General features: G+C 67.8%; 30 protein-coding genes, 1 tRNA gene and 2 pseudogenes. 18 read left to right on the top strand and 15 right to left on the bottom strand.

The window, feature by feature from the left end; all coding sequences use genetic code 11:
* The first annotated feature begins 35 nt into the window (after positions 1-35).
* The 5 genes from cheB (at position 36) to OXS27_RS25930 (ending at position 4,784) form a co-directional block, all read left to right on the top strand.
* On the top strand, positions 36-1,232 hold the full coding sequence (gene cheB / locus OXS27_RS25950) for a chemotaxis-specific protein-glutamate methyltransferase CheB (protein WP_267359876.1): 1,197 nt from the start codon (positions 36-38) through the stop codon (positions 1,230-1,232).
* Positions 1,229-2,101 (top strand): protein-glutamate O-methyltransferase CheR, encoded by an 873-nt coding sequence (locus tag OXS27_RS25945; protein WP_243924869.1) that lies wholly within the window; start codon positions 1,229-1,231, stop codon positions 2,099-2,101. The genes cheB and OXS27_RS25945 overlap by 4 nt, the downstream gene beginning before the upstream one ends.
* Before the next feature lie 227 nt (positions 2,102-2,328).
* A complete protein-coding gene (locus tag OXS27_RS25940) occupies positions 2,329-2,940 on the top strand; it encodes a hypothetical protein (protein ID WP_267359874.1) in 612 nt (203 codons plus the stop codon).
* Positions 2,941-3,073: 133 nt separating this feature from the next.
* A complete protein-coding gene (locus OXS27_RS25935; RefSeq protein WP_267359873.1) occupies positions 3,074-4,096 on the top strand; it encodes an asparaginase in 1,023 nt (340 codons plus the stop codon).
* 154 nt (positions 4,097-4,250) lie between these two features.
* On the top strand, positions 4,251-4,784 hold the full coding sequence (locus OXS27_RS25930) for an isochorismatase family protein (RefSeq protein WP_267359871.1): 534 nt from the start codon (positions 4,251-4,253) through the stop codon (positions 4,782-4,784).
* A 6-nt stretch (positions 4,785-4,790) separates the two neighbouring features.
* Here the strand turns inward: OXS27_RS25930 and OXS27_RS25925 are convergent, their stop codons facing one another.
* From OXS27_RS25925 to hpt, 13 genes and pseudogenes are all read right to left on the bottom strand, one after another.
* A complete protein-coding gene (locus tag OXS27_RS25925) occupies positions 4,791-5,387 on the bottom strand; it encodes a sigma-70 family RNA polymerase sigma factor (RefSeq protein WP_267359869.1) in 597 nt (198 codons plus the stop codon).
* On the bottom strand, positions 5,384-5,680 hold the full coding sequence (locus OXS27_RS25920; RefSeq protein WP_267359867.1) for a NepR family anti-sigma factor: 297 nt from the start codon (positions 5,678-5,680) through the stop codon (positions 5,384-5,386). The genes OXS27_RS25925 and OXS27_RS25920 overlap by 4 nt, the downstream gene beginning before the upstream one ends.
* A gap of 463 nt (positions 5,681-6,143) precedes the next feature.
* A complete protein-coding gene (locus OXS27_RS25915; RefSeq protein WP_267359865.1) occupies positions 6,144-6,683 on the bottom strand; it encodes a cytochrome c in 540 nt (179 codons plus the stop codon).
* The gene (soxC, locus tag OXS27_RS25910; RefSeq protein ID WP_243924862.1) at positions 6,670-7,911 is read right to left on the bottom strand and encodes a sulfite dehydrogenase; all 1,242 of its coding nucleotides are present in this window, start codon (positions 7,909-7,911) and stop codon (positions 6,670-6,672) included. The genes OXS27_RS25915 and soxC overlap by 14 nt, the downstream gene beginning before the upstream one ends.
* Before the next feature lie 65 nt (positions 7,912-7,976).
* The gene (locus OXS27_RS25905; protein ID WP_243924861.1) at positions 7,977-9,056 is read right to left on the bottom strand and encodes a putative sulfate exporter family transporter; all 1,080 of its coding nucleotides are present in this window, start codon (positions 9,054-9,056) and stop codon (positions 7,977-7,979) included.
* Positions 9,057-9,581: 525 nt separating this feature from the next.
* Positions 9,582-10,523: a hydroxyacid dehydrogenase gene (locus OXS27_RS25900; RefSeq protein ID WP_243924860.1), complete on the bottom strand. Its 942-nt coding sequence runs from the start codon at positions 10,521-10,523 to the stop codon at positions 9,582-9,584.
* 61 nt (positions 10,524-10,584) lie between these two features.
* A pseudogene (locus OXS27_RS25895) lies at positions 10,585-10,857 on the bottom strand (D-galactarate dehydratase); the annotation flags it as partial.
* A 92-nt stretch (positions 10,858-10,949) separates the two neighbouring features.
* A tRNA-Thr gene (locus OXS27_RS25890) sits at positions 10,950-11,024 on the bottom strand.
* A 176-nt stretch (positions 11,025-11,200) separates the two neighbouring features.
* Complete coding sequence (locus OXS27_RS25885; protein WP_243922335.1) at positions 11,201-11,575, bottom strand: hypothetical protein; 375 nt, start codon at positions 11,573-11,575, stop codon at positions 11,201-11,203.
* Positions 11,576-11,858: 283 nt separating this feature from the next.
* Positions 11,859-12,113: a PilZ domain-containing protein gene (locus OXS27_RS25880; protein WP_243922337.1), complete on the bottom strand. Its 255-nt coding sequence runs from the start codon at positions 12,111-12,113 to the stop codon at positions 11,859-11,861.
* Positions 12,114-12,428: 315 nt separating this feature from the next.
* Positions 12,429-12,671, bottom strand: a complete 243-nt coding sequence (locus tag OXS27_RS25875) for a hypothetical protein (RefSeq protein ID WP_243922339.1) — start codon at positions 12,669-12,671, stop codon at positions 12,429-12,431.
* 87 nt (positions 12,672-12,758) lie between these two features.
* The gene (locus OXS27_RS25870; protein ID WP_147940768.1) at positions 12,759-13,124 is read right to left on the bottom strand and encodes a response regulator; all 366 of its coding nucleotides are present in this window, start codon (positions 13,122-13,124) and stop codon (positions 12,759-12,761) included.
* Between the two features lie 164 nt (positions 13,125-13,288).
* Positions 13,289-13,855 (bottom strand): hypoxanthine phosphoribosyltransferase, encoded by a 567-nt coding sequence (gene hpt, locus OXS27_RS25865; RefSeq protein ID WP_243922342.1) that lies wholly within the window; start codon positions 13,853-13,855, stop codon positions 13,289-13,291.
* A gap of 400 nt (positions 13,856-14,255) precedes the next feature.
* Between hpt and OXS27_RS32715 the strand changes: the two are divergent.
* The 7 genes and pseudogenes from OXS27_RS32715 to OXS27_RS25830 form a co-directional block, all read left to right on the top strand.
* A pseudogene (locus tag OXS27_RS32715) lies at positions 14,256-14,519 on the top strand (Arm DNA-binding domain-containing protein); the annotation flags it as partial.
* A 51-nt stretch (positions 14,520-14,570) separates the two neighbouring features.
* Positions 14,571-15,494, top strand: a complete 924-nt coding sequence (locus OXS27_RS25855) for a tyrosine-type recombinase/integrase (RefSeq protein ID WP_267359901.1) — start codon at positions 14,571-14,573, stop codon at positions 15,492-15,494.
* Entirely contained in the window at positions 15,491-16,387 is an 897-nt protein-coding gene (locus OXS27_RS25850; protein WP_267359860.1) for a hypothetical protein, read from the top strand. The genes OXS27_RS25855 and OXS27_RS25850 overlap by 4 nt, the downstream gene beginning before the upstream one ends.
* Before the next feature lie 102 nt (positions 16,388-16,489).
* A complete protein-coding gene (locus OXS27_RS25845; RefSeq protein ID WP_267359858.1) occupies positions 16,490-16,705 on the top strand; it encodes a hypothetical protein in 216 nt (71 codons plus the stop codon).
* 4 nt (positions 16,706-16,709) lie between these two features.
* Complete coding sequence (locus OXS27_RS25840; RefSeq protein WP_267359856.1) at positions 16,710-16,919, top strand: hypothetical protein; 210 nt, start codon at positions 16,710-16,712, stop codon at positions 16,917-16,919.
* Positions 16,916-17,206 carry a hypothetical protein gene (locus OXS27_RS25835; RefSeq protein ID WP_267359854.1) on the top strand — a complete coding sequence of 97 codons (291 nt, stop codon included), beginning with the start codon at positions 16,916-16,918 and terminating at the stop codon, positions 17,204-17,206. The genes OXS27_RS25840 and OXS27_RS25835 overlap by 4 nt, the downstream gene beginning before the upstream one ends.
* The gene (locus OXS27_RS25830; protein ID WP_267359852.1) at positions 17,203-19,521 is read left to right on the top strand and encodes an AAA family ATPase; all 2,319 of its coding nucleotides are present in this window, start codon (positions 17,203-17,205) and stop codon (positions 19,519-19,521) included. Before OXS27_RS25835 ends, OXS27_RS25830 begins: the two co-directional genes overlap by 4 nt.
* Positions 19,522-19,795: 274 nt before the next feature.
* Here OXS27_RS25830 and OXS27_RS25825 read toward each other — a convergent pair whose 3' ends face one another.
* A complete protein-coding gene (locus tag OXS27_RS25825) occupies positions 19,796-19,978 on the bottom strand; it encodes a hypothetical protein (protein ID WP_267359850.1) in 183 nt (60 codons plus the stop codon).
* A 65-nt stretch (positions 19,979-20,043) separates the two neighbouring features.
* Between OXS27_RS25825 and OXS27_RS25820 the strand changes: the two genes are divergently transcribed.
* The 5 genes from OXS27_RS25820 (at position 20,044) to OXS27_RS25800 (ending at position 21,863) form a co-directional block, all read left to right on the top strand.
* Positions 20,044-20,325, top strand: a complete 282-nt coding sequence (locus tag OXS27_RS25820) for a hypothetical protein (RefSeq protein ID WP_267359848.1) — start codon at positions 20,044-20,046, stop codon at positions 20,323-20,325.
* A 1-nt stretch (position 20,326) separates the two neighbouring features.
* Positions 20,327-20,572, top strand: a complete 246-nt coding sequence (locus OXS27_RS25815) for a hypothetical protein (protein WP_267359847.1) — start codon at positions 20,327-20,329, stop codon at positions 20,570-20,572.
* A gap of 429 nt (positions 20,573-21,001) precedes the next feature.
* Positions 21,002-21,337: a hypothetical protein gene (locus tag OXS27_RS25810; protein WP_267359845.1), complete on the top strand. Its 336-nt coding sequence runs from the start codon at positions 21,002-21,004 to the stop codon at positions 21,335-21,337.
* Positions 21,334-21,531 carry a hypothetical protein gene (locus tag OXS27_RS25805; RefSeq protein ID WP_267359843.1) on the top strand — a complete coding sequence of 66 codons (198 nt, stop codon included), beginning with the start codon at positions 21,334-21,336 and terminating at the stop codon, positions 21,529-21,531. The genes OXS27_RS25810 and OXS27_RS25805 overlap by 4 nt, the downstream gene beginning before the upstream one ends.
* Positions 21,531-21,863 carry a helix-turn-helix domain-containing protein gene (locus OXS27_RS25800; RefSeq protein WP_267359841.1) on the top strand — a complete coding sequence of 111 codons (333 nt, stop codon included), beginning with the start codon at positions 21,531-21,533 and terminating at the stop codon, positions 21,861-21,863. The genes OXS27_RS25805 and OXS27_RS25800 overlap by 1 nt, the downstream gene beginning before the upstream one ends.
* Before the next feature lie 30 nt (positions 21,864-21,893).
* Here OXS27_RS25800 and OXS27_RS25795 read toward each other — a convergent pair whose 3' ends face one another.
* A complete protein-coding gene (locus OXS27_RS25795; RefSeq protein ID WP_267359839.1) occupies positions 21,894-22,439 on the bottom strand; it encodes a hypothetical protein in 546 nt (181 codons plus the stop codon).
* A gap of 348 nt (positions 22,440-22,787) precedes the next feature.
* On the opposite strand from OXS27_RS25795, the gene OXS27_RS25790 reads away from it, so the two are divergent.
* Positions 22,788-23,606 carry a hypothetical protein gene (locus tag OXS27_RS25790; protein WP_267359837.1) on the top strand — a complete coding sequence of 273 codons (819 nt, stop codon included), beginning with the start codon at positions 22,788-22,790 and terminating at the stop codon, positions 23,604-23,606.
* The last annotated feature ends 76 nt before the right edge of the window (positions 23,607-23,682 follow it).

Genomic DNA, 23,682 nt, shown 5'->3' with positions numbered 1-23,682 from the left:
CGCACATCCGCGCCCCCGTATCCGAGGCACGCATCATGGCCCTGAGTCCCGCGGTTGCACCGCCACGGAACCCGCCCACCCAGAGCACATCCGGGGCCGCCGCGATCCGGGTTCTGGTCGCCGACGATTCCGCCGTGGTGCGCGGCCTCGTGGCCCGCTGGATCGGCGAGGCCGGCTTCACGCTGGTCGGCACGGCGTCCAACGGGCGTATCGCCGTCGAGATGATGGCCAAGCACGATCCGGACGTGGTCCTGCTCGACATCGAGATGCCGGAACTCGACGGCACCACCGCGCTGCCGCGCATGCTGGCCATGAGCCCGAGCGTGCAGGTCGTCATGATGTCGACGCTGACCACGCGCAACGCCGACATCTCGCTGAAATGCCTCGCGCTCGGGGCGGTGGACTACATCGCCAAGCCCGAGAGCAGCCGCGGCGTCACCACCTCGGACGTGTTCCGGGCCGAGCTGATCGAGCGCGTGCGGGTGTTCGGTGCGGCCCGGGCCCGGATCCGGCGCCCGGCCTCCGCCCTCGCGTCGGCAGCCCATCCGGCGCCCGCCGCCCCCGTGTCGGCGCATGCGGCCCCGCCGGCCGCGCCGCGCGCGCCGACACCCTTCACCCTGCGGCCGAAGGTTCGCAGCCGCACGGCGCCCCGCGCCCTGCTGATCGGCTCCTCCACGGGCGGGCCCCGGGCGGTGGGCGAGATGCTGGAGGGCATCGGCGCCGCGACGCTCCGCCGCCTGCCGGTTCTGATCGTGCAGCACATGCCGCCGATCTTCACCGCGGTGTTCGCCGAGCACCTGACGTCCCGCACCGGAATCCCGGCCGCCGAGGGCAAGACCGACGAGCGGATCGAGCCCGGCCGGATCTATGTCGCCCCGGGCGGCCGCCACATGGGCCTCGTGGCGGGCCCGAACGGACCCATCATCAAGCTGACCGACGGGCCGCCGGTGAATTTCTGCCGGCCGGCGGTCGACGTTCTGTTCAAGGACGCGGCGGTCGTGTTCGGCGCCGCCACCGTCACCGTGATCCTCACCGGCATGGGCTCGGACGGCACCAACGGTGCCCGGGCGCTCACCGATGCCGGCGGTCCGGTCCTCGCCCAGGACGAGGCGACCAGCACGGTCTGGGGGATGCCGGGCAGCGTCGCCCGGGCCGGCCTCGCCGAGGCGGTCCTGCCGCTGCCGGACCTCGCGACGGCGTTGCGCGCCATGATCACGGGTCAGCCGGCATGACCGAACTCGAATTCGAATTCCTGCGCGGCTTCCTCAAGCAGCGCTCCGGCCTCGCGCTGACCGCCGAGAAACGCTACCTCGTGGAGAGCCGGCTGACCCCGATCTGCCGCCGCTGCGGGCTCGGAAGCCTCGGCGAGCTGATCAGCACGCTCAAGCTCGGCCGGAACGGGGCGCTGGAGCGGAGCGTGGTCGAGGCGATGACCACGAACGAGACCTTCTTCTTCCGCGACCGGATCCCGTTCGACCTGTTCCGCGACACGCTGCTGCCGGAGGCGCTGATCCGCAACGCCAGCCGGCGCCGGCTGCGGATCTGGTGCGCGGCCTCCTCCACGGGCCAGGAGCCGTACTCGCTCGCCATGCTGCTGCAGGAGGCGGCGCCCCGGATGCCGGGCTGGCAGGTCGAGATCGTGGCCACCGACATCTCCACCGAAGTGATCGAGAAGGCCAAGGCCGGGCTCTACAGCCATTTCGAGGTCCAGCGCGGCCTGCCGGTGCAGTGGCTGATCAAGTACTTCAATCAGGTCGGCGAGCAGTGGCAGATCGCCCAGAGCCTGCGCAACATGGTGGATTATCGCCAGCTCAACCTGCTGCAAAGCTTCACGATGCTGGGCCAGTTCGACATCATCTACTGCCGCAACGTGCTGATCTATTTCGACGCGCCGACGAAATCGGACGTGTTGGCGCGGCTCGCCGCCCAGCTCACGCCGGAGGGGGCTTTGCTTCTGGGCGCGGCTGAGACGGTGATCGGGTTGACCGACCGGCTCGCACCGCATCCGAAGCATCGCGGCCTCTACACGCATGGCGTGCCCGCGGCGCGTCTGGGTGAGACCGCGGCGGTATTGCCGCTGCGGGTGGCGGCCGGCGTCTGATCCAGGTTCCGGGCGACGCCGTCGACCGGGCGCGGCCACGCGCCACCTCCGGTTCCGGTCCGCAGGAGGCCCCGGCATCCGCCGCGCGGCGACGCGTGGATCCGGATTTCAACCCGGTGTCTCACCGTGCCAGCGCTAGGGAAACCCACTCTTAAGAACTGCGTGGGTAATTTGCACACGGACCCGCCGCCGGGCGATTCCAGCAGTCTCGTGCCCTGAGCGTTTCCATGAGTCCCATCAGTTCCGCCACGACGTCGCAGCTCTACGCGCCGCGACGGTCGGCCCAGGACAGCCCGCAGACGCGGATGGCCGACACGATCAGCAGCGCGCTCTCGGCCGGCACCCTCAGCGGCACCGACGCCACCGCGTCGACCAGCGCCCTGTCGTCGATCGACTCCAGCCTGTCGGCGGACCGCGCGAGCGCCGGCAGCGGCACCGAGGCCAAGCTCGACCCGTCCTCCATGAAGGACCGGGTCGACAGCCTGATCGCCGATCAGGTCAGCAGCGGCAGCCTGACCGACGATCAGGCCACCGAGCTGAAGACCCTGTTCGCCAGCCACGGCCGGAGCACCCAGACCGCCGACGCGGCGGATGGCGGCGTCTCGGGCGCGGGCGGCCCACCCCCGGGCCCCCCGCCGGGCTCGCCGCCCGCCGCCGACGCCTCCGGTAGCGGCACCTCCGGTTCGTCGAGCAGCGCCGACACGTCGTCGACGAACGATCTCCTGGCCGGCTTCCTCCAGCAATTCCAGAACAGCCAGTCGTCCAGCGTCGGCTACGGGGCGAGCGGCACCAGCGCCAGCTCCCGCATCTCGGCCCTGCTGGTCGACTTCCGGAGCTGACGCGATCGCGTCCCAGCGCTGCGCCCATCGTCCGGCGCATCGCCCGCCTGCGCCGGGCGGGGTCGACCGGGGCCTCGCGCCGCGGCATCGTCCGCCCGCATTCGCGAGGCCGGGGACGGCCGGGAGGCTCGGCATGGCGGCAGGCATGATGACGGAACGCGGGCTGCCCAAGGTCGCGTTCATCGGGACCGGCGGCACGATCGCGTCCCTCGGGCGCGACGCCCTCGACATCCTCGACTACGGCGCCACCGGCCGGCGCCTGGAGGCCGGCGGCATCCTGGAGGCGGTCCCGGAACTGGCCGGCGTGGCCACCATGGTGCCGGTCCCGTTCCGGGCGGTTCCGAGCCCGGCGATCGGTTTCTCGGAGTGGCGCGACCTCGTGCAGCTGTGCGCGCGCCTCGCCGCCGAGCATCCGGACCTCGCCGGGATCGTGATTGGGCACGGCACCGCCACCCTGGAGGAGACCGCCTACGCGCTCAGTCTCACCCTGACGGTCGACCTGCCGGTGGTGCTGGTGGGCTCGCAGCGCCCGATGAGCGCGCTGTCGACCGATGCCAAGCTCAACCTCGTGGCGGCGGTGCGCACCGCCGCGGCGCCCGAATCCCGCGGGCGCGGCGTCCTCGTGGTGCTCAACGACGAGATCCAGGCGGCCCGCGAGGTGACCAAGACCTCGGTGGCCCGGCTCCAGACCTTCCGGACGCCGGATTTCGGGGTGCTCGGCCAGGTCGACGGCGATGATGTCCGGTACTACCGCCGCTCCGAGCGCGCGCACGCGCCGGGCACGCCCTTCGACATCCGGGATCTGCCCGCGCTGCCGCGGGTCGACATCGCCTACGGCTACGCCGATGCCGACGGCACCGCCGTGCGGGCGTTCCGGGCCGCGGGGGCGCGGGGCCTCGTCGCGGCGGGGCTCGCCCCGGGCATGGTCCCGCCCGGCGAGGCCGAAGCCCTCGAGGCGGCGGCCGCCGCCGGGATCGTGGTGGTGATGTCGACCCGGGCCGGGAGCGGCGTGGTGCCCCTGTCCACCCGCCTGCGCGAGCGCGGCATCCTCAGCGCCGACAACCTGACCCCGCAGAAGGCCCGGATCCTCCTCGCCCTGGCGCTGACCGTCACGGCGGAGCCGGAGGCGGTGGCGCGCGTGTTCGCCACGTATTGAAGAGCCCGCTCGGCCCGGGATTCCAAAGGGCGAGCCCTTTGGCGGGTTCTCAGGGCAGAGCCCTGAGACGTTTACCAGGGCGCTGCCCTGGACCCGCGAAAGGTCTCGACCTTTCGAAACCATGACTGTCCCCGTCCAACAAACTCCGAGACCGATGCCGTTGATCGACCCCGCCCGCTCCCTGCTCCTCGTCATCGACGTTCAGGTCCGGCTGATGCCGGCCATTGCGGCGGGCGCCGAGGTGATCGTTAACACGGGCCGTCTCGCCGCCGCCGCGAAGCTCCTCGACGTGCCGGTGCTGGTCACCGAGCAGAATGCCGGGGGCCTCGGGCCGACGGTGCCGGAGCTCGCCCCCGAGCCCGGGACGGCCATTCCGAAGATTAGCTTCGGCGCCGTGCAGGCCCCGGGCTTTCTCGACCGCCTGCCCGACGACCGCGATTGCGTGGTGACCGGCTGCGAGGCGCATATCTGCGTGCTGCAGACGGTGCTCGGCCTGCTGGAGGCGGGGCGCCGCGTCTATGTGGTTGCCGACGCGGTCGGCTCCCGCAAGACCGGGAACCGGGACGCAGGGCTCGCCCGGATGGCGGCCCACGGTGCCGAGATCGTCACCACCGAGATGGTGGTGTTCGAGTGGCTCGGCACCGCCCGGCATCCGCGCTTCCGCGAGGCCGTCCGGCTGATCAAGTGAGGTCGCTCAGCCCCCGTCGAGCGCCGCCCGGGTCTGCGCGTCGGTGCCGATATCGTCCGTCCCCTCCATGCCCAGCGCCTCGATCAGCCTGACCCGCGCCCGGCTGACTCGGCTCTTGATCGTGCCGACCGCGACGCCGCAGATCGCCGCCGCCTCCTCGTAGGTGAAGCTCTGGGCACCGACCAGGACCAGCGCCTCGCGCTGGGCGGCCGGGAGCTGGTTCAGGGCGCTCTGGAACTGCGCCATCTCCATCCGGACCTCCTGCTCGGGCAGGCTGGTCAGCCGGCCGGCATGGACCCCGTCGGCATCCTCCACCTCGCGCTTGCGCTTGCGCTGCTCCGAGTAGAACAGGTTGCGCAGGATCGTGAACAGCCACGCCGTGAGGTTGGTGCCCCGGCGGAAGCTCGCGGCGTTGATCCAGGCCCGGACCAGCGTATCCTGCACGAGGTCGTCCGAGCGGTCGAAATCAAAGGTCAGCGAGAACGCGAAGGCCCGCAAGGCCGGGATCGCGCCCAGCAGGAGGTCGCGCATCTCGGGGTCGGCGCCCGTCGGGGCCGCGCCGGATCCACTCCCCGCGGGAACGGCTTGGAGCATCAGGGTCATGGCTGGGCCTCCGTGTCGGCGAGGGCGTCGAGGAGCGTCAGGAGCCGGTCCGGGACCGGAAGGGACAGGACGTCCGCGTAGTGCAGGCGCAGGCCGCGCCCGATCCGCTCCCGGGCTGCCGCATCGATCGCGCGTTGGGGCGCGCGGGGGCGTTGTCGCGACGGGAACGCAACGACCGACCCGGCCGTCGCGGCCCGCGCGGCGTTGGGGACCGCCCGCTCGTCTTTGCTCCCTGACATGTGGTTGCGCCCCGTGCCGTGCGCGATGCGGCCCCGCGGGGTCCTGCGCTTCACCGTGCCGATCCGGGGACGGGCTACGGTGAGACGCGTCTCATCGCCTTCGGACGGCGCTGGTAGGCGCTCCGGATTTAATCGGTTCTGAATTATACATTCAGGGAACTTTAATCTTCAAATAGCCCAGCTTATCTCAGTTTTTCAAATTATGTCTGCAGTTACAATCCAGAAATACTAGTCTATAGCTTGGCTATAACGAATATCAGCCCCGCTGCCTGAACGGCGGATGAGCGGTGCGATCGATCCCGGCTTGGCGCGTCTCTCCACCGCGGAGGCGAGGATGTTCAACTTCGCGGGCACAGACGCGCTCTCCTCCCCGCAAGGGGGAGGGGAAACACGCTTATTTCTCAAGCCCTTGTCGTCCGGCAGAGACGTGTGAATCCGCAAGCCCCCAGAGGGGGGAGGGGCGTCGGGTACGGGTCAGCACTCTTGATAAGCGCCCAGGAGTCACAGGCGCCGCCGGTCAGCGGACGTCCGGCCGGGGATCCGGGACGAAGCCGTCGCGGTTCGGCATCCGCACCGCGGCCAGCCCATGGGCGTCGAGCATTGCCTCGTCGGGCACGAGACCGTTCAGGTTCAGGATGTAGGCCGAGACCGCGTAGACGTCGTCGGTGCTGAGCGATTCCGGGGCGTTCATCGGCATGGCCCGGTGGATGTAGTCGAACAGGGTCGGCGCGTAGGGCCAGAAGCTGCCGACCGTCTTGAGCGGCTTGGCCGAGGCCAGGCTGCCCCGGCCGCCGACCAGCGGATCGCCGATCCCGCCCTCGCCGCGGGCCCCGTGGCAGGATGCGCACTGCGCGTCGAATACGTCCCGGCCGTGGGCGACGCTGCCGCTGCCGGGGGGCAGCTTCCGGCCGTCGCGGTCGATGTCGATGTCCCAGGCGGCGATCTCGGCCGCGGTGGCGGCCCGGCCGATGCCGTAGCGCTCCGCGGCCCGCGCCGCGCCGACGCCGCCGAGCAGGAGCAATGCAGCCGTCAGTGCGCGGGTGTTACGCGTAGCCATTGGTCACCTCGCCGGTCGCCGCGATGCGCCAGGGGATCGTCGCGTTGTTGTGGTAGAAGGATTTGAGCCCGCGCACGGCGGTCAGATCCGAAAAGCTCGGCTGCACGTAGCCGGTCTCGTCGACCGCCCGGCTCATGATGGTCGTTGGCTGGCCGTTCCAGGTCCAGGGCAGGCGGAAGCGTGTCAGCGCCCGGGTCAGGACCGGCTCCTGCAGCGCCGCGTCCTGCCAGCTCTTGCCTCCGTCGGTCGTCACCTGCACGCCCCGGATCTTGCCGCGCCCGGTCCAGGCGATGCCGCTGATCTCGTGGAAGCCGGGGGCGATCCGCTGGGTGCCGGAGGGCCGGGTGATGATCGACTTCGCCTCCATCAGGAAGGTGAATTGCCGCGCCGTGCCGTCCGGCATGGAATCCGTGTACTTGGACGTCTCCTCGCGCGAATAGGCCGGCTCCGCCGTCACGTTGAGGCGGCGCAGCCACTTCACGTTCATGTTGCCCTCGAAGCCGGGCAGGAGCACCCGCAGCGGGTAGCCCTGCTGCGGCCGCAGCCGTTCGCCGTTCTGGCTGTAGACCAGCAGCGCGTCGTCCAGGCACTTGTCGATCGGGATGCTGCGGGTGAGGGCGGCGGCGTCGGCCCCCTCGGCCACGACCCATTGCGCCTCCGGCTTGAGCCCGGCCTCGCGCAGAACCGTGGCGAGGCGCACGCCGGTCCATTCGGCGCAGCTGACGAGGCCGACGAGGTCCGAGGCGGTCTTGCCCTTGATCGCCTCGAAGCCCGGATTGCCGGAGCATTCGAGGAAGTAGATGTGCGACTCCGACGGGAAGCGGCGGATGTCGTCCATCGTCAGGATCAGCGGCGCCTCGACGAGCCCGTGGATCATCAGCCGGTGCCGGGCGGGGTCGATGTCGGGGATGCCGCCGTGGTGGCGCTCGTAGAACAGGCCGTTCGGCGTCAGGATGCCGTCGAGATCCTGAAGCGGCGTGCGGCTCGACGCGGAGGTGTACTGCTTGAGGCCCTTGGGCACGTTGCGGATCACGTCCGCCTCGAAGCGCGAGGGCGTGCCGTAGGTCTGGCTGCCGACATCGGCGCCGGGCGTCTTCATCCAGTCCGGGATGGCGGGGGGCGCCGCCTCGTCGGCCCGGGCGCGTCCGCCCACGAGGGCCGCCGCCGCGGCCGCACCCTGGACGAGGAAGCGCCGCCGGGCCGGCGGATCGTCGGAATCGCGCGTCATCGCTCGTCGCTCCAGTCGCTCGGTCGGGCCCCCCGGGGGAGGATACGGGGTCGGCCCGCCGGCGCCTACCGGATTGCGAGCCCGTGGATGAGGCAGAGGCTCACCGCGACGAGGACGGCGAGCGAGGCGGTGACCGCCAGGGTCACGCGACCGCCCACCCGGGCCAGCACACGGACATCGACGCCGAGGCCGAGCGCCGCCATGGACAGAATCGTGAGCACGCCCGCGAGCTGGGTCAGCGGCTTCACGGCGGCGTCGGGCACCAGCCCCAGCGAGCGCAGGGTGGCGAGCGCCAGAAAGCCGAGGATGAACCACGGCACCAGCTTGGTCAGCCCGGGCCGGGCTGGCGTCTGGGACGCGGCCGAGTCCGGAGCCTGCGGCAGCCGGGGGGCGATCAGCGAGAACGCCACCACCACGGGGCCGAGCATCAGCACGCGCACGAGCTTCACCAGGGTGCCGACCTGGGTCGAGAGCAGGCTCACCGGCACGGTGGCGGCCAGCACCTGCGGCACGGCGTAGACCGTGAGCCCGGCGAGCACGCCGTACTGATTGTCGCTCAGGCCCGCCAGCGGCACGAACAGCGGCAGACCGAGCACCATCAGCACGCCGAGGACGGCCGTGAACGCGATCGCGGCGGCGATGTCCTTCGGCTCGGCGCCGATCACCGGCGCCACCGCGGCAATCGCCGAGTTGCCGCAGATGGCGTTGCCGCAGGCCACCAGGATCGCCATCCGGGCCGGCAGGCCGAGCGCCCGGCAGATCGCCACGCTCGCCGCGATGCCGATCACCACGGTGCCGACGATGCCGGCCAGCAGCGCCGGGCCGGAGGCGAGGATCGCCCCGAGACTGAGCGAGGCGCCGAGCAGCACCACGGCGACCTCGAGGAGTTGCTTCGCCGAGAACGCGATGCCGGTGCGGAAGCGCCCGTCCGGTGTCCAGGCGGTGCGCACCGCGATGCCGAGCAGGATCGCAAGCACCAGGGCCTCGACGTAGGGATGGCCGGTGGCCCGCTCCTCCAGCGCCTGCGCGGCCATCGCCACGGCGGTGATCGCCGCGCACAGGCCGATGCCGGGCAGGAGCGCGGTGCTGACACCGGTTCCGGCGGCGGAGCGGGCGGCGGGCTTGGAGGAGGCGTCAGCGCTCACGACGGTCGCTCCCGAAGGACGGGCTGTCGGCTCCGTGCATCTCCCTCCCCCTCTGCGGCCCACAATACTCACGCATCTAGATTGCACATTGACGTTCGTGACGGAACGCAGCCGGCCCCTCCCCCGTGTGGGCTACGATGTTCACGGATCTCCGTTGGGCACTGGGGTCGACGACGGAACGCGACGGGCTCCCTCTCCCGGGCGGGAGAGGGTTGGGGTGAGGGATGAGAACGCTCAGGATAGGGGACACGATTGATGTGCCGACAGGGCGCACTGCGTTCTGAAAGTTCTCGACCCTCATCCTACCCCTCTCCCCCCTCGAAAGAGGGGACCCGCGCTCGATCCTGAACCGGTGTATCCGAACCCGCTGTGTGAATCCGCAAGCCCCTGCGGAGGAGGGAGGGTGCGTGGTAGACCCGGAGCGCAAAACCTGTCCGCGCTCCAATGAGCCCATTCGCCTCGGCACCGACCAGCGCCTGGGCGGCCAGGTTCTCGGCCTCCGGCAGGGCCAGGGCCGGCATCGGCTCAGCGCTCCGTCAGGTGGCGGCGCACGGCCCGCGCCGTGACGGACGAGACGCGCACGTTCGATTCCTGAGTCACACCGGCGATGTGCGGCGTCAGGATCAGGTTCGGCACGTCGGCGAAGACGGCGCCGGCCTGCGCGTCGAGGGGCTCGCGGTCGAACACGTCCAGCGCCGCGCCCCCGAGATGGCCGGCGCGCAGCGTGTCCGCCACGGCCGCCTCGTCCACGATCCCGCCCCGCGCCGCGTTGATCAGGATCGCGCCCTTCGGCATCCGGGCGAGGGCGGCCGCGTCGATCAGGCCGCGGGTCTCGTCGGTGAGCGGCACGTGCAGGGACAGCACGTCGCTCTCAGCGATGAGGGCCTCGAGATCCCGGTTCCGGACGGGGCCGTGGTCCGGGCTCCAGGCGGGATCCCCGGGATCGACGAACGGGTCGTGGGCCGCGACCTCCATCCCCAGGGCCGCGGCCCGGCGGGCGGTCTCCCGGGCAATCGACCCGAACCCGAGGAGGCCGAGGCGCCGGCCGGCGATCTCGCGGCCCATCAGGGCGTTGCGCGGCCACGTGCCGGCGGCGACGCGCGCCGTCGCCCCGTAGGCGCCGCGCAGCAGCAGCATTGCGGTGGCCACGACGTATTCGGCCACCGCCCCGTCATTGGCGCCGGTCGCCGGGTAGACCGCGATGCCCCGCTCCCGGCAGGCCGCCATGTCGATATTGTCGAGCCCAACCCCGAGGCGGCCCACCACCTTCAGATCCCGCGCGGCGTCGAGCAGGGCGCCGCGCACCTGGGTCCGGTTGCGCACGATCAGCGCGTCGGCACCGGCCAGCGCCGCCGCCAGCGCGTCCGGCCGGTCAACGAGGCCGGGATCGTACAGGGTGTCGAAGCCGGCAAGGTCCTCGGCGATGGCCGCCTCGTCCATGAACTCGCTGATGACGACCTTGGGCATGGTCTCTCCTCGTTCCCCTGCCGGTCCGGCGCCCGTTACGCGGGCGCCGGGCTCGGCGTCGGGCGCTACGATAGAGCTTCGTCATCACGAATTCCCGGTGGCCGAGGGATTCGGCCGCCGTGAGCCGGCCATTGGTGGTGCGCACCACCCTGACCATCAACGCGTCGCCGGCCTGCCGGATCGTCCTCGCGCGGCTGAGCACGCCCGAGACGGCGATAGGCTCGCCCCTGGTGCGCACGGCGCTGGGATTGCCGGTGATCTTGATCACCGGGACGATCGCGTTGCCGATCACGTTGCCCTGGCCGCTCGGGACAGTGGGGATCACGTCGCCGGCCACCTTTGCACTGTCCGGGTCGACATCGCGCGGTCACCGCTGCGCATCGGCGGGCGGGATGGGAAGGGACAGAGGGTCTGCCGGAATCCGATTGGTGCCGGTGGAGAGGATCGAACTCCCGACCTTCGGTTTACAAAACCGCTGCACTACCGCTGTGCTACACCGGCGAGCGCGCCGAAACCATTGAGTAAATTGACGGTTTCGGTGCGCCAGGAACGTCTTTGACTACGTTTGAGGGCGCTTCGTCAAGGCGCACGGCCCGGCGGATACCGTCCACCGCGCGTTCGTTCGGCCCGGCACGGGCCCGCAACACGCTGGGCCTCGCCTCGATCGGGGTAGGACCCTAGCTCGTGCGACGGGCCGTCCACCGGCCCGAGCACGAGCCGAGGCCGGCCAGCGACCACCGTCCGGTCCCGCCGGACCCGCGCAGGCGGCCCGACACCAGCACGCTGGCAAGGCCCTTCCGGATCGTGCCGCTGATCCGGCCATCGGCCGTGGTGCGGCCGGATGCGTCGACCCCGTTCCCTCCGGCATCGTCCACGGTCCCGTCCCGGATGACGATCGGATATTGGTAGGGCCCGGTGCACGCCCCGGTGTCGGTCGTGGCGACGACCGACCAAGCTCCGTCGAAGCGACCAGCCGCGAGGGCCGATGTCGATGCCCCGCCAAGAGCCAGCAGCAGGGTGGACGAAAGCACAGCGTCACGAAGTCGGATCATGGTCTCCTCTGTCGATCGAAGGGGTGGGGCGGATCATCTTGGACGATCGCGGTCCTGCCATGCGCTTCCGCAGGATCGGGCTTTGGAATCGCCGCAGGACGGGGCGTCAGAAGGTGCGTTCGGTCCCTGCCGCACGCGGCACCCCGAAACACGCAGATGGGTGTGAGCCAGCGCGGTTCCTTGAGACGACAATACTGGTAGGCAAAACTTTTTTGCTTCGGCGCGGTCCAGCCCCGAACGGACCCCCGGCCCGGCCGGCGGCTCCGCCGATCAGACCGAGCGCTCAGGCGTCAGCGAAAACCACGCCGAACCGGGCGCCGGTGCGCCGGACGACCCTGCAGCGGCGCGACGTCTGGTCGATCGCAGTCAGAAGCGTGAACGTCTCGGGTACGGCGTCGTCATCGCCGGCCTCCAGCAGCGCGCCGGTATCCGACATGTTCCAGACGAGGCAGCGCAGCCGCCTGCCCGTGTCAGCGACCACGATATGCCCGGCGCTGAAGCAATCCGTCCGGCCCGCGAGACGCTGTTCGGCTGTCATGTTCGACCTCAGGAATTCCCTGGCCGAACAGATAGGCCACGGGGGCTTCGTTCGCTTGAAGCCAGCGCACGCAGCGTCGCGTTGCTGTCTTCAAGCTTACCGCCGTGACAACAGAACCTGACAATTTGATCGCTTCGGGCGGGAGCCGTGCCCGATCGCATCGCAATCGCGCACAGCGCTCCGACTTCAGCTTTGGCCCGCTCTTTTACGCCGAACCGGCATCCGCTTGGGTGAAGACCGCCCGAGCGGACCGTGCCGCTTTGGGTGGTGGGCCGGCGGCTCGTCGGCCCGCACGACCCCGGTCGTTAGCCGGTTTCAGGCTTGAGCCGCGTCCACGTCGTCCCCGCCGGTGGCCCCGGTCGCGGGGCCCGGCCGGTAGGCGTCGAGCGTCGCGTAGGCATCCGTGCCGGTGAGCCCCAGCCGCTCCATGTCGGTCAGCAGCGCCTGGATATCGGGATCGACCGGCTCGCCGCCCTCCTTGCGCTCGATCAGGGCGTTGACCAGCTCCAAATCGTCGATCGCCTGTGCGCTGGGTTCGTTCGAATCGGGGAAGGCCATGGCCGGTCTCTCGCTGGATGGCCTTCGAACCTAGGTCGCCCCATGGGGTTCGGCCATGGGCCGCTCGCGTGCCGTGAAGGCTGGTGATCAGGCGGCCAGGGCGCGCCTTACCGTGGCCCGCAGGTCCGCGAGCGAGAAGGGCTTGGTCAGCACGTCGGTGACGATGGCGTCGAGCCCGCGCGCCCGCTCGCGCTGGTCCGCGAAGCCGGTCATCAGCAGGATGGTCAGGTTCGGGAAGTCGCGCTTGGCCGCCAGCGCCAGGGCGATGCCGTCCATGAGCGGCATGCGGATGTCGGTGAGCATCAGGTCGAAGCCGCCATCGGCCTCGTTGAGACGGTCGAGCCCGTCGCTTCCATCGTTGGCGGTGACGACCGCGTGTCCGTCAATCTCGAGCCCCCGCTTGAGGAAGCCCCGGACGGTCTCTTCGTCATCCACCAGGAGGATGCGCGCCATGGGGTCCCGTAAACGTCCTCAATTCCCGGGCCCCCGTCGTGACGACGTCGGCCCTTGGCAGACGACAGGCGCAGACCTGCCCGCCGCCTGTCAAGACGCCATGCGCCGAATACAGGCATATCGACGGCGCCTGCGGCGAAAATGCCGCGTCGCCCCGACGACCGCTACGGATCGAACAGATCGGGATCGCCGCTGTCGAAATCGACCACGCCCACGAAGGGCAGTTGCCGGAAGGCGTGGGCGGCGTCCATCCCGTAGCCGACGACGAACACGTCGGGGCAGATGAAGCCGACGAAATCCGCGTCGATGGTCACGGCGCGCTTGCCGGGCTTCTCCAGCAGGACCGCAGTGAGCACCCGATGAGCGCCGCGCGCCATCAGCAGATCCTTGGCGAATACAACGGTCCGCCCGGATTCGAGGATGTCGTCGACGAGCAGAACGTCGCGCCCGCGCACCTCGCTCTGCACGTCCCGCAGGATCTCGACCTGTCCGCTGGAGACCGTCCCGGTGCGGTAGCTCGACAGGTGCACGAACTCGACCTGGGGGGCGAGCCCGACCCGGTGCAGCGCCCGCAGCAGATCGGCGGCGAACATGAAGCTGCCCTTGAGCACAGCCACCACCAGGAGGTTCTCCGGCCGTGCGGCCAGGATCTCCTCGGCGAGTTCGTCGTTGCGCTTGGCGATGGCCGCCTCGTCGAAGAGGGTTCGCACGCGCCGTTCGTGGATGCTCATCTCATGTGTCCCGGTAACCCGGTCGCGGGACGCAATCCGCCGCCGCGCTCAGGGGCGGTCTTAGCGTCCCAAGGTCCCGGGGGGAACTGTGGATGCGCATCCCAGGCACCCCAGCGTCATCGAACGAACCCCAAACGCAAAAGGGGCCGGCGATCCGCCAACCCCTTGCGCCGTCCGGCTGAATGGATGGTACCACCGCCCCGGCTCGAACGGGGGACCCCCAGATCCACAATCTGGTTATGGCGCAAAACAAGCCCTAACATTCAGGTGGTTTGGGATCGGTCAACGGCTTTGCCAGACCTAGCAAAAACTGCCATTGTGATGCTTCGTTAATAACACGGGGTAACAGGGCATAACGCCCGGTTTCTGTTACCCCTGGTTACCCCGAAGGATCACCAGAGTGGCAGCGCGAGTCCTGACCGTGCAAGCCATAGAACGCCTGAAGCCGGACGCCGCGCGCCGGCTGGAGATCCCGGACGCGACGCTGCCCGGCCTGTACTTCATCATCCAACCATCCGGCGCGAAAAGCTGGGCGGTCCGGTACCGGCACGACGGCCGCACACGGAAGCTAACCCTCGGCGCCTATCCCGGTCTCGACCTTGCCCAGGCGCGAGCCGAGGGGAGGGCGGCCCTTCATTCCGTGTCTCTCGGCCAGGATCCGGTTGCCGAGCGCAAGGTGGTCGTTCCTCCGCCCGCCCGGGATTTGATCGGCTCGGTGATCGACAGCTTTATCGAGCGGCACGTGAAGCCTCGGAACCGGCCACGCACTGCCGAGGAGACGATCCGGATCCTGCGGACCAAGGTGCTGCCGGTCTGGGATGGACGGAAGATTCAGGATATCGGCCGCCGCGACGTGATCGAGCTGCTCGACGGCATCGTGGATGCAGGGACGCCGGTGGCAGCCAACCGGACGCTGGCGGCGCTATCCAAGCTGTTCAACTGGGCGACCGATCGCGGCGTCATCGACGCGAACCCGTGTGTGCGGATCAAGGCGCCGGCCGCCGAGACGAGCCGCGACCGAGTCCTAAGCGACGAGGAGCTGCGCCTGCTCTGGCGGGGATGCGCTAAGATTGGATGGCCCTTCGGTCCGTTCGTGCAGATCCTGTTGCTGACGGCTCAGCGCCGCGACGAGGTCGCGAAGATGCGGCGGGTTGAGCTGCGAGAGGGCGGCAAGCTGTGGACCATACCGGGCGAGCGGGCGAAAAACGGTCAGGCTCACGACGTGCCGTTGAGCAGCGCGGCACAGAGCATCCTGGGGTCGCTACCGCGGGTGGCAGGGCAGGCCAGCTATCTCATCAGCACGACAGGCAACAGCGGCGTCTCAGGCTACGCCAAAGCCAAGGCGCGGTTAGACGCCGAGATGCTGGCACTTGCGCGCACCGATGCGGCGGATGGGGTCGATCCTGAGAGCATCGTTCTCGAACCCTGGCGCCTACACGATCTGCGCCGGACGGCCTCCACAGGTATGGGCCGCCTAAAGATCGAACCGCACGTGATCGAAGCCGTGCTGAACCATCGCTCCGGTGTCATCAAGGGCGTGGCGGCAGTCTATAACCGGTACCAGTACCTCGAAGAGAAGCGAGCGGCGCTGGAGGCTTGGGCAGCGCACATCGAATATCTGACAGGAGGCCTTGAGTGACCGATGACTTTGACATCTTGGAATACCTGAAGGCTCAGTTGCGGCAGGATCCGAACAATCAACATCTCAAGCAACTTGTTCGGAGCACTCGCCGACGTACGGAGGCCTTCGGGAATAGGGTAAGGCCGCCCCGCAGCACGTTTCAGGCAGCGCAGGCACGATTGCTGGCAGAAAATCACGCCCCTTCGTCCCAGCTACATCTGCTCAACGGACAGCTTCCGGTTGATCTGGAAGTCGGCCAACTCATCAAGGATGGACACATCCAAGTCATCTCACCGGAACGTCAAGCTGCGGGTGAAGAGGGGATGACACGTTCCGATGCACTCTGGACAGGGCGCCAAAGCGTTGTCGATGGATGCCGCTGGGCCGATTATTATGCGCGGTACAAGCTCGGAACCGAGCCCTCAGCAAAGGCGACCGCGAAAATAGGACTAGCAGACGCGAAGGCAGTTTCAGCGGTACTCGCAGATTTTATAGCTGCGCATGCGGTCAATTTGGCAGCTGGCCGCTATACCGCCGGTGGCGCACGCGCTGCGATCTCACGTGACAACCTATCCGACGAAATTGGCGTTTTACGCACCGCCCACGATGTTCTGCTCCGCATCGTGGAGCGACTGACGCCGGAAGCTATCGACACTGGAGGTCGGCCAGGTGACCCTTGGCGTGTCGGATTTGTGTTCGGGATTTCCCAAGGCTGGACCATGCTGACCCAGCTGAAGATCTCGGCCAAAGACAACGCGCGCTTCGTTGATTTTGTAGCTAGCGGCGCTGCAAGTCTAAGCGACGGATCGCGGCCCAACAGCGACGCTTGGGCCAGCGCAATAAAGACTGCCGCCAAAGCCTTCGAGTTGGCCGACGATGGCCTGACCTGGGCTCGCCGACCGGGACCATAGCTCAGGGGGTGAAACCTACCCCCTTAAATCGCGGAGGTTTTGACCTCCCATCTCGGTCACCAATCAACCCATTCATAGCGTGTCCTAACAAGGAGTCACGCAATGCCTTTTGCTGTTCCAAAGTCTGGCGAAGACTTGCTGCCGAGCAACGTCACCCGCTCCCGCTACGGCGTGTCGGACATGACGATCTTCCGGTGGCTGGCTGATCCGAAGCTCGGCTTCCCGCAGCCGATCCGCATAAATGGGCGCCGCTACTGGCGGCTGGCCGAGCTGCAGGCCTTTGAGGCTCGGCAGGCTTCGAAGAAGGAGGCCGCGTAGCACCATGGCCCAGAAAGCAGTTGAGGGACGGAGCGCCGGCCAGCGCTCGCGTCCCTCGGAAGATGTCGTTTGCTCGACCGACAACTCCAATATAGCACCCCACCGGCACACCGCCAACGCCCTGACCGCGGTCATGGACCGCGAAGGGGTCGTCATCGCCGTCGTCGCCAGCCGCGTCCAGGCACGCGCCTTCCTGCGGGGAGGCTGCGCATGATCGTACGCCGCCGCCTCCAGCACGACGACTACCTCTGGGCGCTGGATCACAGCCGACGCCGCTATCGAGTGCGCCCCACTCGCCTCGGGGATCTGACCCTCCGGTTCGGGGAGACCTACCCCAACCTCATCACCGTCGTGAGCATGGACGGTAAGCACCTCGTGGTGATGGCGGCCAAGTGCAAGGTCGCTTCCGGTCGGTGGCACAACACCGACGCCTACGCCGACTTCAGGCTGCTCGCGATCAATCGCAAGCGCGCGCTGCGAAATCATGGAGACTCGGCATGACGGCCGGCACCTCGACCTTCGAGCGGCCGCCGAAGCCGCAGCTCCCGCCGTTCGCCGGGCTGCCCGACCTCCCGGCGCTGCGCGAACTCCAGGGTCGCCCGAAATGGGTGGCCTGGCAGTACACCTGGAACGAGATCCGCGGCGTCTGGGACAAGCCGCCGCTCAACGCCAAGGATGGTGGTGCAGGCAGCACCACCAATGCCGATACCTGGGCTCCCTATGACGCCGCGGCCGCTTTCGCGACCCGCCGCGTTCAGGCCGGCGTCGGCTACGTGCTGTCGCCCGAGGACGAGCAGAGCGGGATCGACCTCGACAAGTGCCGAGACCCGGAGACGGGCAAGCTTCAGGCATGGGCCCAGGTCGCAGTCGATTTCGCCGAGACCTACACCGAAGTGTCCCCGTCAGGCGCCGGCTTGCGGTTCTTCGTGCGCGGGTTGGTCGACGGGCGGAAGGTCGACGCCGCCCAGGTCGAAATCTACACCGGCGGTCGGTATCTGACCGTCACGGGCCGGCATGTGCCCGGCACCCCGACCGAGATCCGGGAGGCGCCACGTCTGATCGCCTACCTGCATGAGCGTGCGGACCACATCCGGGCGGCTCAGAAGGCGGCTGCCGACCTCGCCCGGGAGCTGGAGCGCAAGAAGGCCGAGAAACGAGCGCAGGAGCAGGCCAAGCAAACGACGAGCGAACGGGCCTCGGCCAGTGCCCGTGAGCGTGGAACGCGCGACAGCTCGGATTTCTGGCGCACCGTGAACGATCGAGCCCTCGCAAACCTCGGCGCGTGGGTGACGAGCGTGTTCCCAGGCGCCCGCTACCAGTCCGGGACCGGCGCCTACCGGGTCGACCAGCGCGATCTGGGCGAGGGGTACGAAGAAGACCTGTCGCTGCATCCGGACGGGATCCGAGATTTCGGTGTCGGCGACCAAGGTGATGCCCGCGGCGGGGCGCGCTCGCCGATCGATATCGTGCGGGATTACCTGCCGGCCACCGACGCCGCTGCGGCCGCGCTGTGGCTGTGCGAGCGCCTGGGCGTGCTGCCGGAGGATATCGGGTGGAAGGGCGGCAACACGGGCGCTTCGTCTGACGGTCCGCAGCAACAGGCGAAGGAAGGCGCCCAGCAACAGGAGGGCAAGGGGCCGAAGCTGATTGCGCTTCGGTGGCACCGTGATGCCAGCACGGATGCCGACCGCCCGTGGCTGGTTCACAACCTCATCGCCGAGGTTGGCAAGGGCCTGTTGTCCGGGCAGTGGGGGTCGGCGAAGACCTTCATCGCTCTGGACCTGTCGGGTTGCGTCATGACGGGCGAGCCGTTCGCCGGGCGCAAGGTGATGCGCCGTGGCGGCGTTCTCTTCATCGCCCCCGAAGGCGCCTTCGAGATCCCGATCCGGCTGAAGGGGCTCGTCGAGGGCAAGGTGGCCGGCACGGCCATGATGCAGACGACCGCCGGCGAACGGCCCATTGATCCCAACGACATGCCGTTCGCGTGGATCGAGGAGTGTCCGCGCCTCGTTGATCGCGACGCCGCCGATACGTTGGCGCTGACGGCCGATGCGGCGGCGCGCGAGCTGCGCGAGCGCTACGACCTACCGCTGGCCCTCATCATCGTCGACACGGTAGCGGCCGGCGCCGGATTCGACGACGAGAACAGCGCTGCCGAGACGCAGAAGGTCATGGGTGCGCTGGAACGGCTGAGCCACCACACCGGCGCCTTCGTGCTCGGCGTCGACCACTTCGGCAAGGCGGTCGAGACGGGCACCCGCGGATCGAGCGCGAAGGAGGCGGCGGCCGACACGGTGCTGGCCGCTCTCGCATCCCGGGACGAGGCCGGGAACATTAGCAACATGCGGATGGCCGTGCGGAAGGTGCGCGGGGCCAGGACCGGATTGGAGACGCCCTACAGCCTGGACGTCATCGAGATCGGCCAAGATCGGTTCGGCGATCCTGTCACCACGTGCGTAGTGACTTGGCAGAATGACCGCGAGCCGATGGCCACTGCGGTGAAGGGCAAAGATCCCTGGACCAAGTCGCTGAAGACGCTGCGCGACGCCATCAACAATGCGCTGGCGGGTTCTGGGCAGCGTGTCAGGCCCTTTGGCGGCGCGGGACCTGAGGTCATGGCAGCGCGGCAGGACGACGTTCGACAGGAATTCTACGCTGCCTATCCGGCGGACGGAGAGACCGACGCACAGCGTGCAGAGGCCAAGAAGAAGGCGTTCAAGCGCGCCCTGCTGCAGGGCGTCGAAAACGGTCTCATCGCGACGCGCGACCTCGGAGCAGTCCCCCACGTCTGGCTGGCCGTGGAGGACGGGAAATGACCCAGAACCACCCACGGGGGACAGGGACACGGGGGACACTCCCTAGTGGTCGTGTCCCCGTGTCCCTTTTGTCCCCCTCTCAGGGACGCCAGGGACGTGGGGGGACATTGTCCCTTTTGTCCCCCGTGTCCCCCTCAAGTGGCAGGCGCGACAGAACAACACAGGATCGCCATAACAAAACACAACAATGGACAACATAACAGAACGGCGAACGCACGAGAGTTTTGGCCGAGAATAACATCGTTGTTGTCGGACGATCATCAAAATAGCATTGTCACAGCCACGCAACTGCAACGCGGTGGCACTTACGATGACTGCTCCAATCCGACGAGACGCACTGCTCCGGCTGAAGGTCGAGGCCGGTCTCGCCCGAGCGGTAGAGGCTACCGCCCGCCAGCGCGGTCAGACCGTGAGCGAGTACGTCCGGCAGGGGCTGCGCGCCCAGCTCGCGCTGCACGGTGTCCACCTTGACCCTGACGATGGCCCTGCCGGTCCCGCGGCCGCCCTGAGGCGCGTCGCCTGATGGTGTCCGACGCCTCAGCCAACCTCGCCGTCTACCTTCTGAAGGAAGTCGCCAGCCGCGCGCCCAGCATCGTCGCCTTCATGGTCGCGCAGAGCCACCGCCTGCCTGAGGATCCGGACGAAGCTCGTCAGGAGGTTCGCCAGCGCTGGCCCGAACTAACCGACGAGGAACGGGACATGGCCTTCACCATGGCCATCAACGTGCTGCGCCGGATCAGGGATGACGCCGTCGAGAACATCGCCCGGCTCGACATGCTGACCACCGATGCAGGGAGAGGCTGAGATGTGCATCACCATCAGGGATCAGGTGAAGGCTGCCATCATTGGCACCATGGCCGAAGCGGAGAAGGCAGGGCGCTGCCCGCTGGCTGCGGCCGAGGCTGCCTACCCCGGCGTGCCAATGGTCGTCTTGGGAGCCTGTTACGGCGAGATGGTGTCGGATCAGGAAGACGCGTGGTGGAAGGCTATCGAGCGCGCCATCGATGCCGAGACAATCAACCGTGCCGTTACCGCTGCATCGGCTCGGTAGGTGGGACCCAAAAACCATCCAGGTTGCACAAGTCTAATAAATGCAACCTAGGGTCCTTGGACATGGTGACCATCCGGGAGGGTCAGCCCGAGTGAATGACCTGTCTAGGTGCAGCCCCTGAAAACCACTTAACCCTTCACAATTGGCAGCGGACTCATGGCCATCACAACTAAGGCTGCACTTGCTGCCGAGCTAAAGATTTCTAAGGCCCGTGTCAGCCAATACGTGAGGGCTGGCCTGCCTGTACGTTCCGACGGCAAACTGAACCGCGAGAATGCTCTTAACTGGATCGGGCGGACTCAGCTGAGCCAAACCTTCGAGGATAAGGGCGCGCATCGGGCTCGGAAGCTGGCGTCGGCTCCGCCGCGCGCGATGCGAGCGAAGGAGATTGTCGCGGCGCCCCGACAAATCGAGGGCTACGAGCCCGAGGTGGCGATCGCGCGCAGCATCATCGGATCGGCCGAGAGGGTCGTGGCCGAGAGCGCGGTGGCGGCCGGCGCCTCGATGGAGCTGGCCTACGTCCTCAGCGTCATGGTCGCGAACGCCCTCGACGACACGGCGGCACAAGCCCTCGGCGCCCGCGGGTTCGAGGGCTTCGCCAAAGGCCTCTCCGTCGGCGAGCTGTGCGGCACGGCAGATTTCCCTGGACCCGACTGGCCCGCCCTGGCCCGGCGTGCCGGCAGCACGTTCGATGAGGCCGCCTGCGAGACCTTCCTCGCCCAGGTCGAGGCCAGGAATACCGCCAGCGAGAGGGCATCCGCATGAGCGACCAGTCCGTCCCTCGCTACGTCGAGGTCGTCAGCCTCAGGGCCGAGCCCAATCACTTCGTCCTGCCGAAGGCCAAGGAACGGCAGTGGGTGGATGCACCCGAGCCGGGCTTCGTTCTCGACCCCAACACCGGCAAGGCTCGCCGCACCCGGCCGCGTCGCCGCCGTGCCTGGTTGGAGTTTCCGCGCTGATGGAGGTGCGGCCGCATCCGTCCTTTGCGGACCCCGGCCTGACCGATCTGATCGAGCGCGCCCAGGCAGCACAGAGCGTGGCGCAGACGGCTCAGTCGGCGGTCTGGGCCTACATTACCGAGTGCCAGCAGGGTGCCGGGGCAGGCGTCGAGCCAGATCACTGGCCATTGAGCGCCAACCATCCCGACCTGCTGACTGTCGCCCAAGCTGCAGCCCGCGCCGGCCGCCACGTCGACACGATCACCCGGTGGTGTCGGGAGCGCGGCGTTGGCAAAAAGTATGGGGGGCGGTGGCGTGTATCAATCCGAAGACTGAACACAATTCTTCACTGATGCACGCCGCACGGTAGCGCCGCGCTCGCTTTATGACGCTGTATATGCGAAATTCATGTCAGTGTTTCCAGAAGAAACGCATCTCTGGAAATATGAAAGTATATCTTTGGTCATGGGGTCGACTTTGTCGTTTCGCAAAAGTACACCAATCTCCGTAACGGCAAAAACCTTTCTTTCCTCAATTTGAGCGCTGCTATTCATGGATTTTACCCCAGATCCAACATAGAAAGAAACAGGACCTGAAGCATTAGACGCGAATATTCCGGATAGGGCACGCCATATTATGAACCCATCGTCCTTCCAGGGCACCGCTTTTTCTGTGGCCTGCGTATATTCGAGCAGATTATTGTGCGGAACTCCATGCGTTGTGATCTGCCCTAAAATGTCAGGCAGCGTGTATTTGTCGGCAAAGGCAGGATTATTTTTTTTCTGATCTGCAATTTCTTTCCAAACCGGCTTGAAAAATGATCCCGCGTACAGAAGCGTCTTGCCGGAAGGCGCTCTTATGTCTTGCCTAATTTTTGGATTGTTATGCAGGTAACTGAGGAACTGCTTAGTTTCGTTCTTCAGCGGCATCGGCAGCCTCTTATCCATTCAACCGGCGATACTCAGTATTCCGCATATCGTTCACGGACGCAATTTCAATCAGCACCGCAATAACTCGATCGCAGAATTTAGTAGTTCCATCTACTGGCTGCGCTCAGCGACATGTAGAGCAGCATCGAGCAACGTCTCTTGCCGCAAATGCCGTGAATGCGGCGTTGTGCATGCCGTGTTGTTTTGGTCGATTAGCATTCTCGAAAGCGGGGCATCCTTTTGACGGCTCTGCGGCTCAGTCGAACAACGGGAACAGTGCCTCCGGGCTCCGCGGCCATTGTTTCGGCCGGCCAAGGCACTGACGAGCCGTACACGGTTAGACGACAGGTGGAGCGCATGGCGCTGATGAAACGGAAGAGCAAAGAGGTCGCGGGTAGCGCGGCTGATGCCGCCGACCTCGAACGACTGCGGCGTGACCTCGACGCGGCCGAGGCCGAACGGGTTGATGCCGTCCGAGCCCGGCAGGACCTGGAGGAGCGACGCGACGACGTGCTGGCCTCCGAGGACGAGGCCCAGCTGGAGGCGCACGAGACCGCCGTGGCCGCCGTCGAGCGCCGCGTGGCTGTCGCCGAGACCCGCTGCACCCGACTGGCCGGTGAGATCGAGGCGGCCGAAGCCCAGGCCGAGCAGGACCGCCGCCATGCCGCCTACGCCAAGGCCCAGGAGGCGCTGACCGAGGGCCGCCGCGTGTTGGCCCAGGAGTACGTGCCGGCGGCGAAAGCGCTGGTCGAGATCCTGAACCGGGCGATGCAACTCCGCGCGGTGATTTTCGAGGCGAACAAGAATTTGCCGGAGGGCGCAGACCCGCTCTCGACGATGCTGGAGCCTGCGTTCAACGGCCAGTATTTTCCAGAGGTCAGAGGGCTGACGAAGGAAGAGGTCTACTTCGTCAATCGGCAGACCGGCCTGGTCGCCGGGCCTCATGACTGTCCGGAGATGCACGCCAACCGCGGAAGGTGGGAGCGACGCACCCGCACCATCGAACTGCCGCGCCCGCTGCACCCGGCGGTCGAGCACCGATCCGTGCTCGAATACGTGAACCTGCCCGACATCGCCCCCGACAGCTACCTGTGGTCCGCCCCGTTCTGGGGCCGCCCGCGCTTTGGCAATCCTGATCGCACCGAGGAACAGCGCCGTGTTTTCTGAAAAAGCATTCCAGGCTTGGCAGGCTCGCCGCGGCGAAGTCGAGGAGCGCGAGCGCCAGCGCATCCGGGCTGAGATC

This window comes from Methylobacterium sp. GC_Met_3 (assembly GCF_026540775.1).
Lineage (GTDB): Bacteria > Pseudomonadota > Alphaproteobacteria > Rhizobiales > Beijerinckiaceae > Methylobacterium.
Note: the sequence above shows the minus strand (reverse complement) of the source record. Positions and strands in the feature narration are given on the sequence as shown.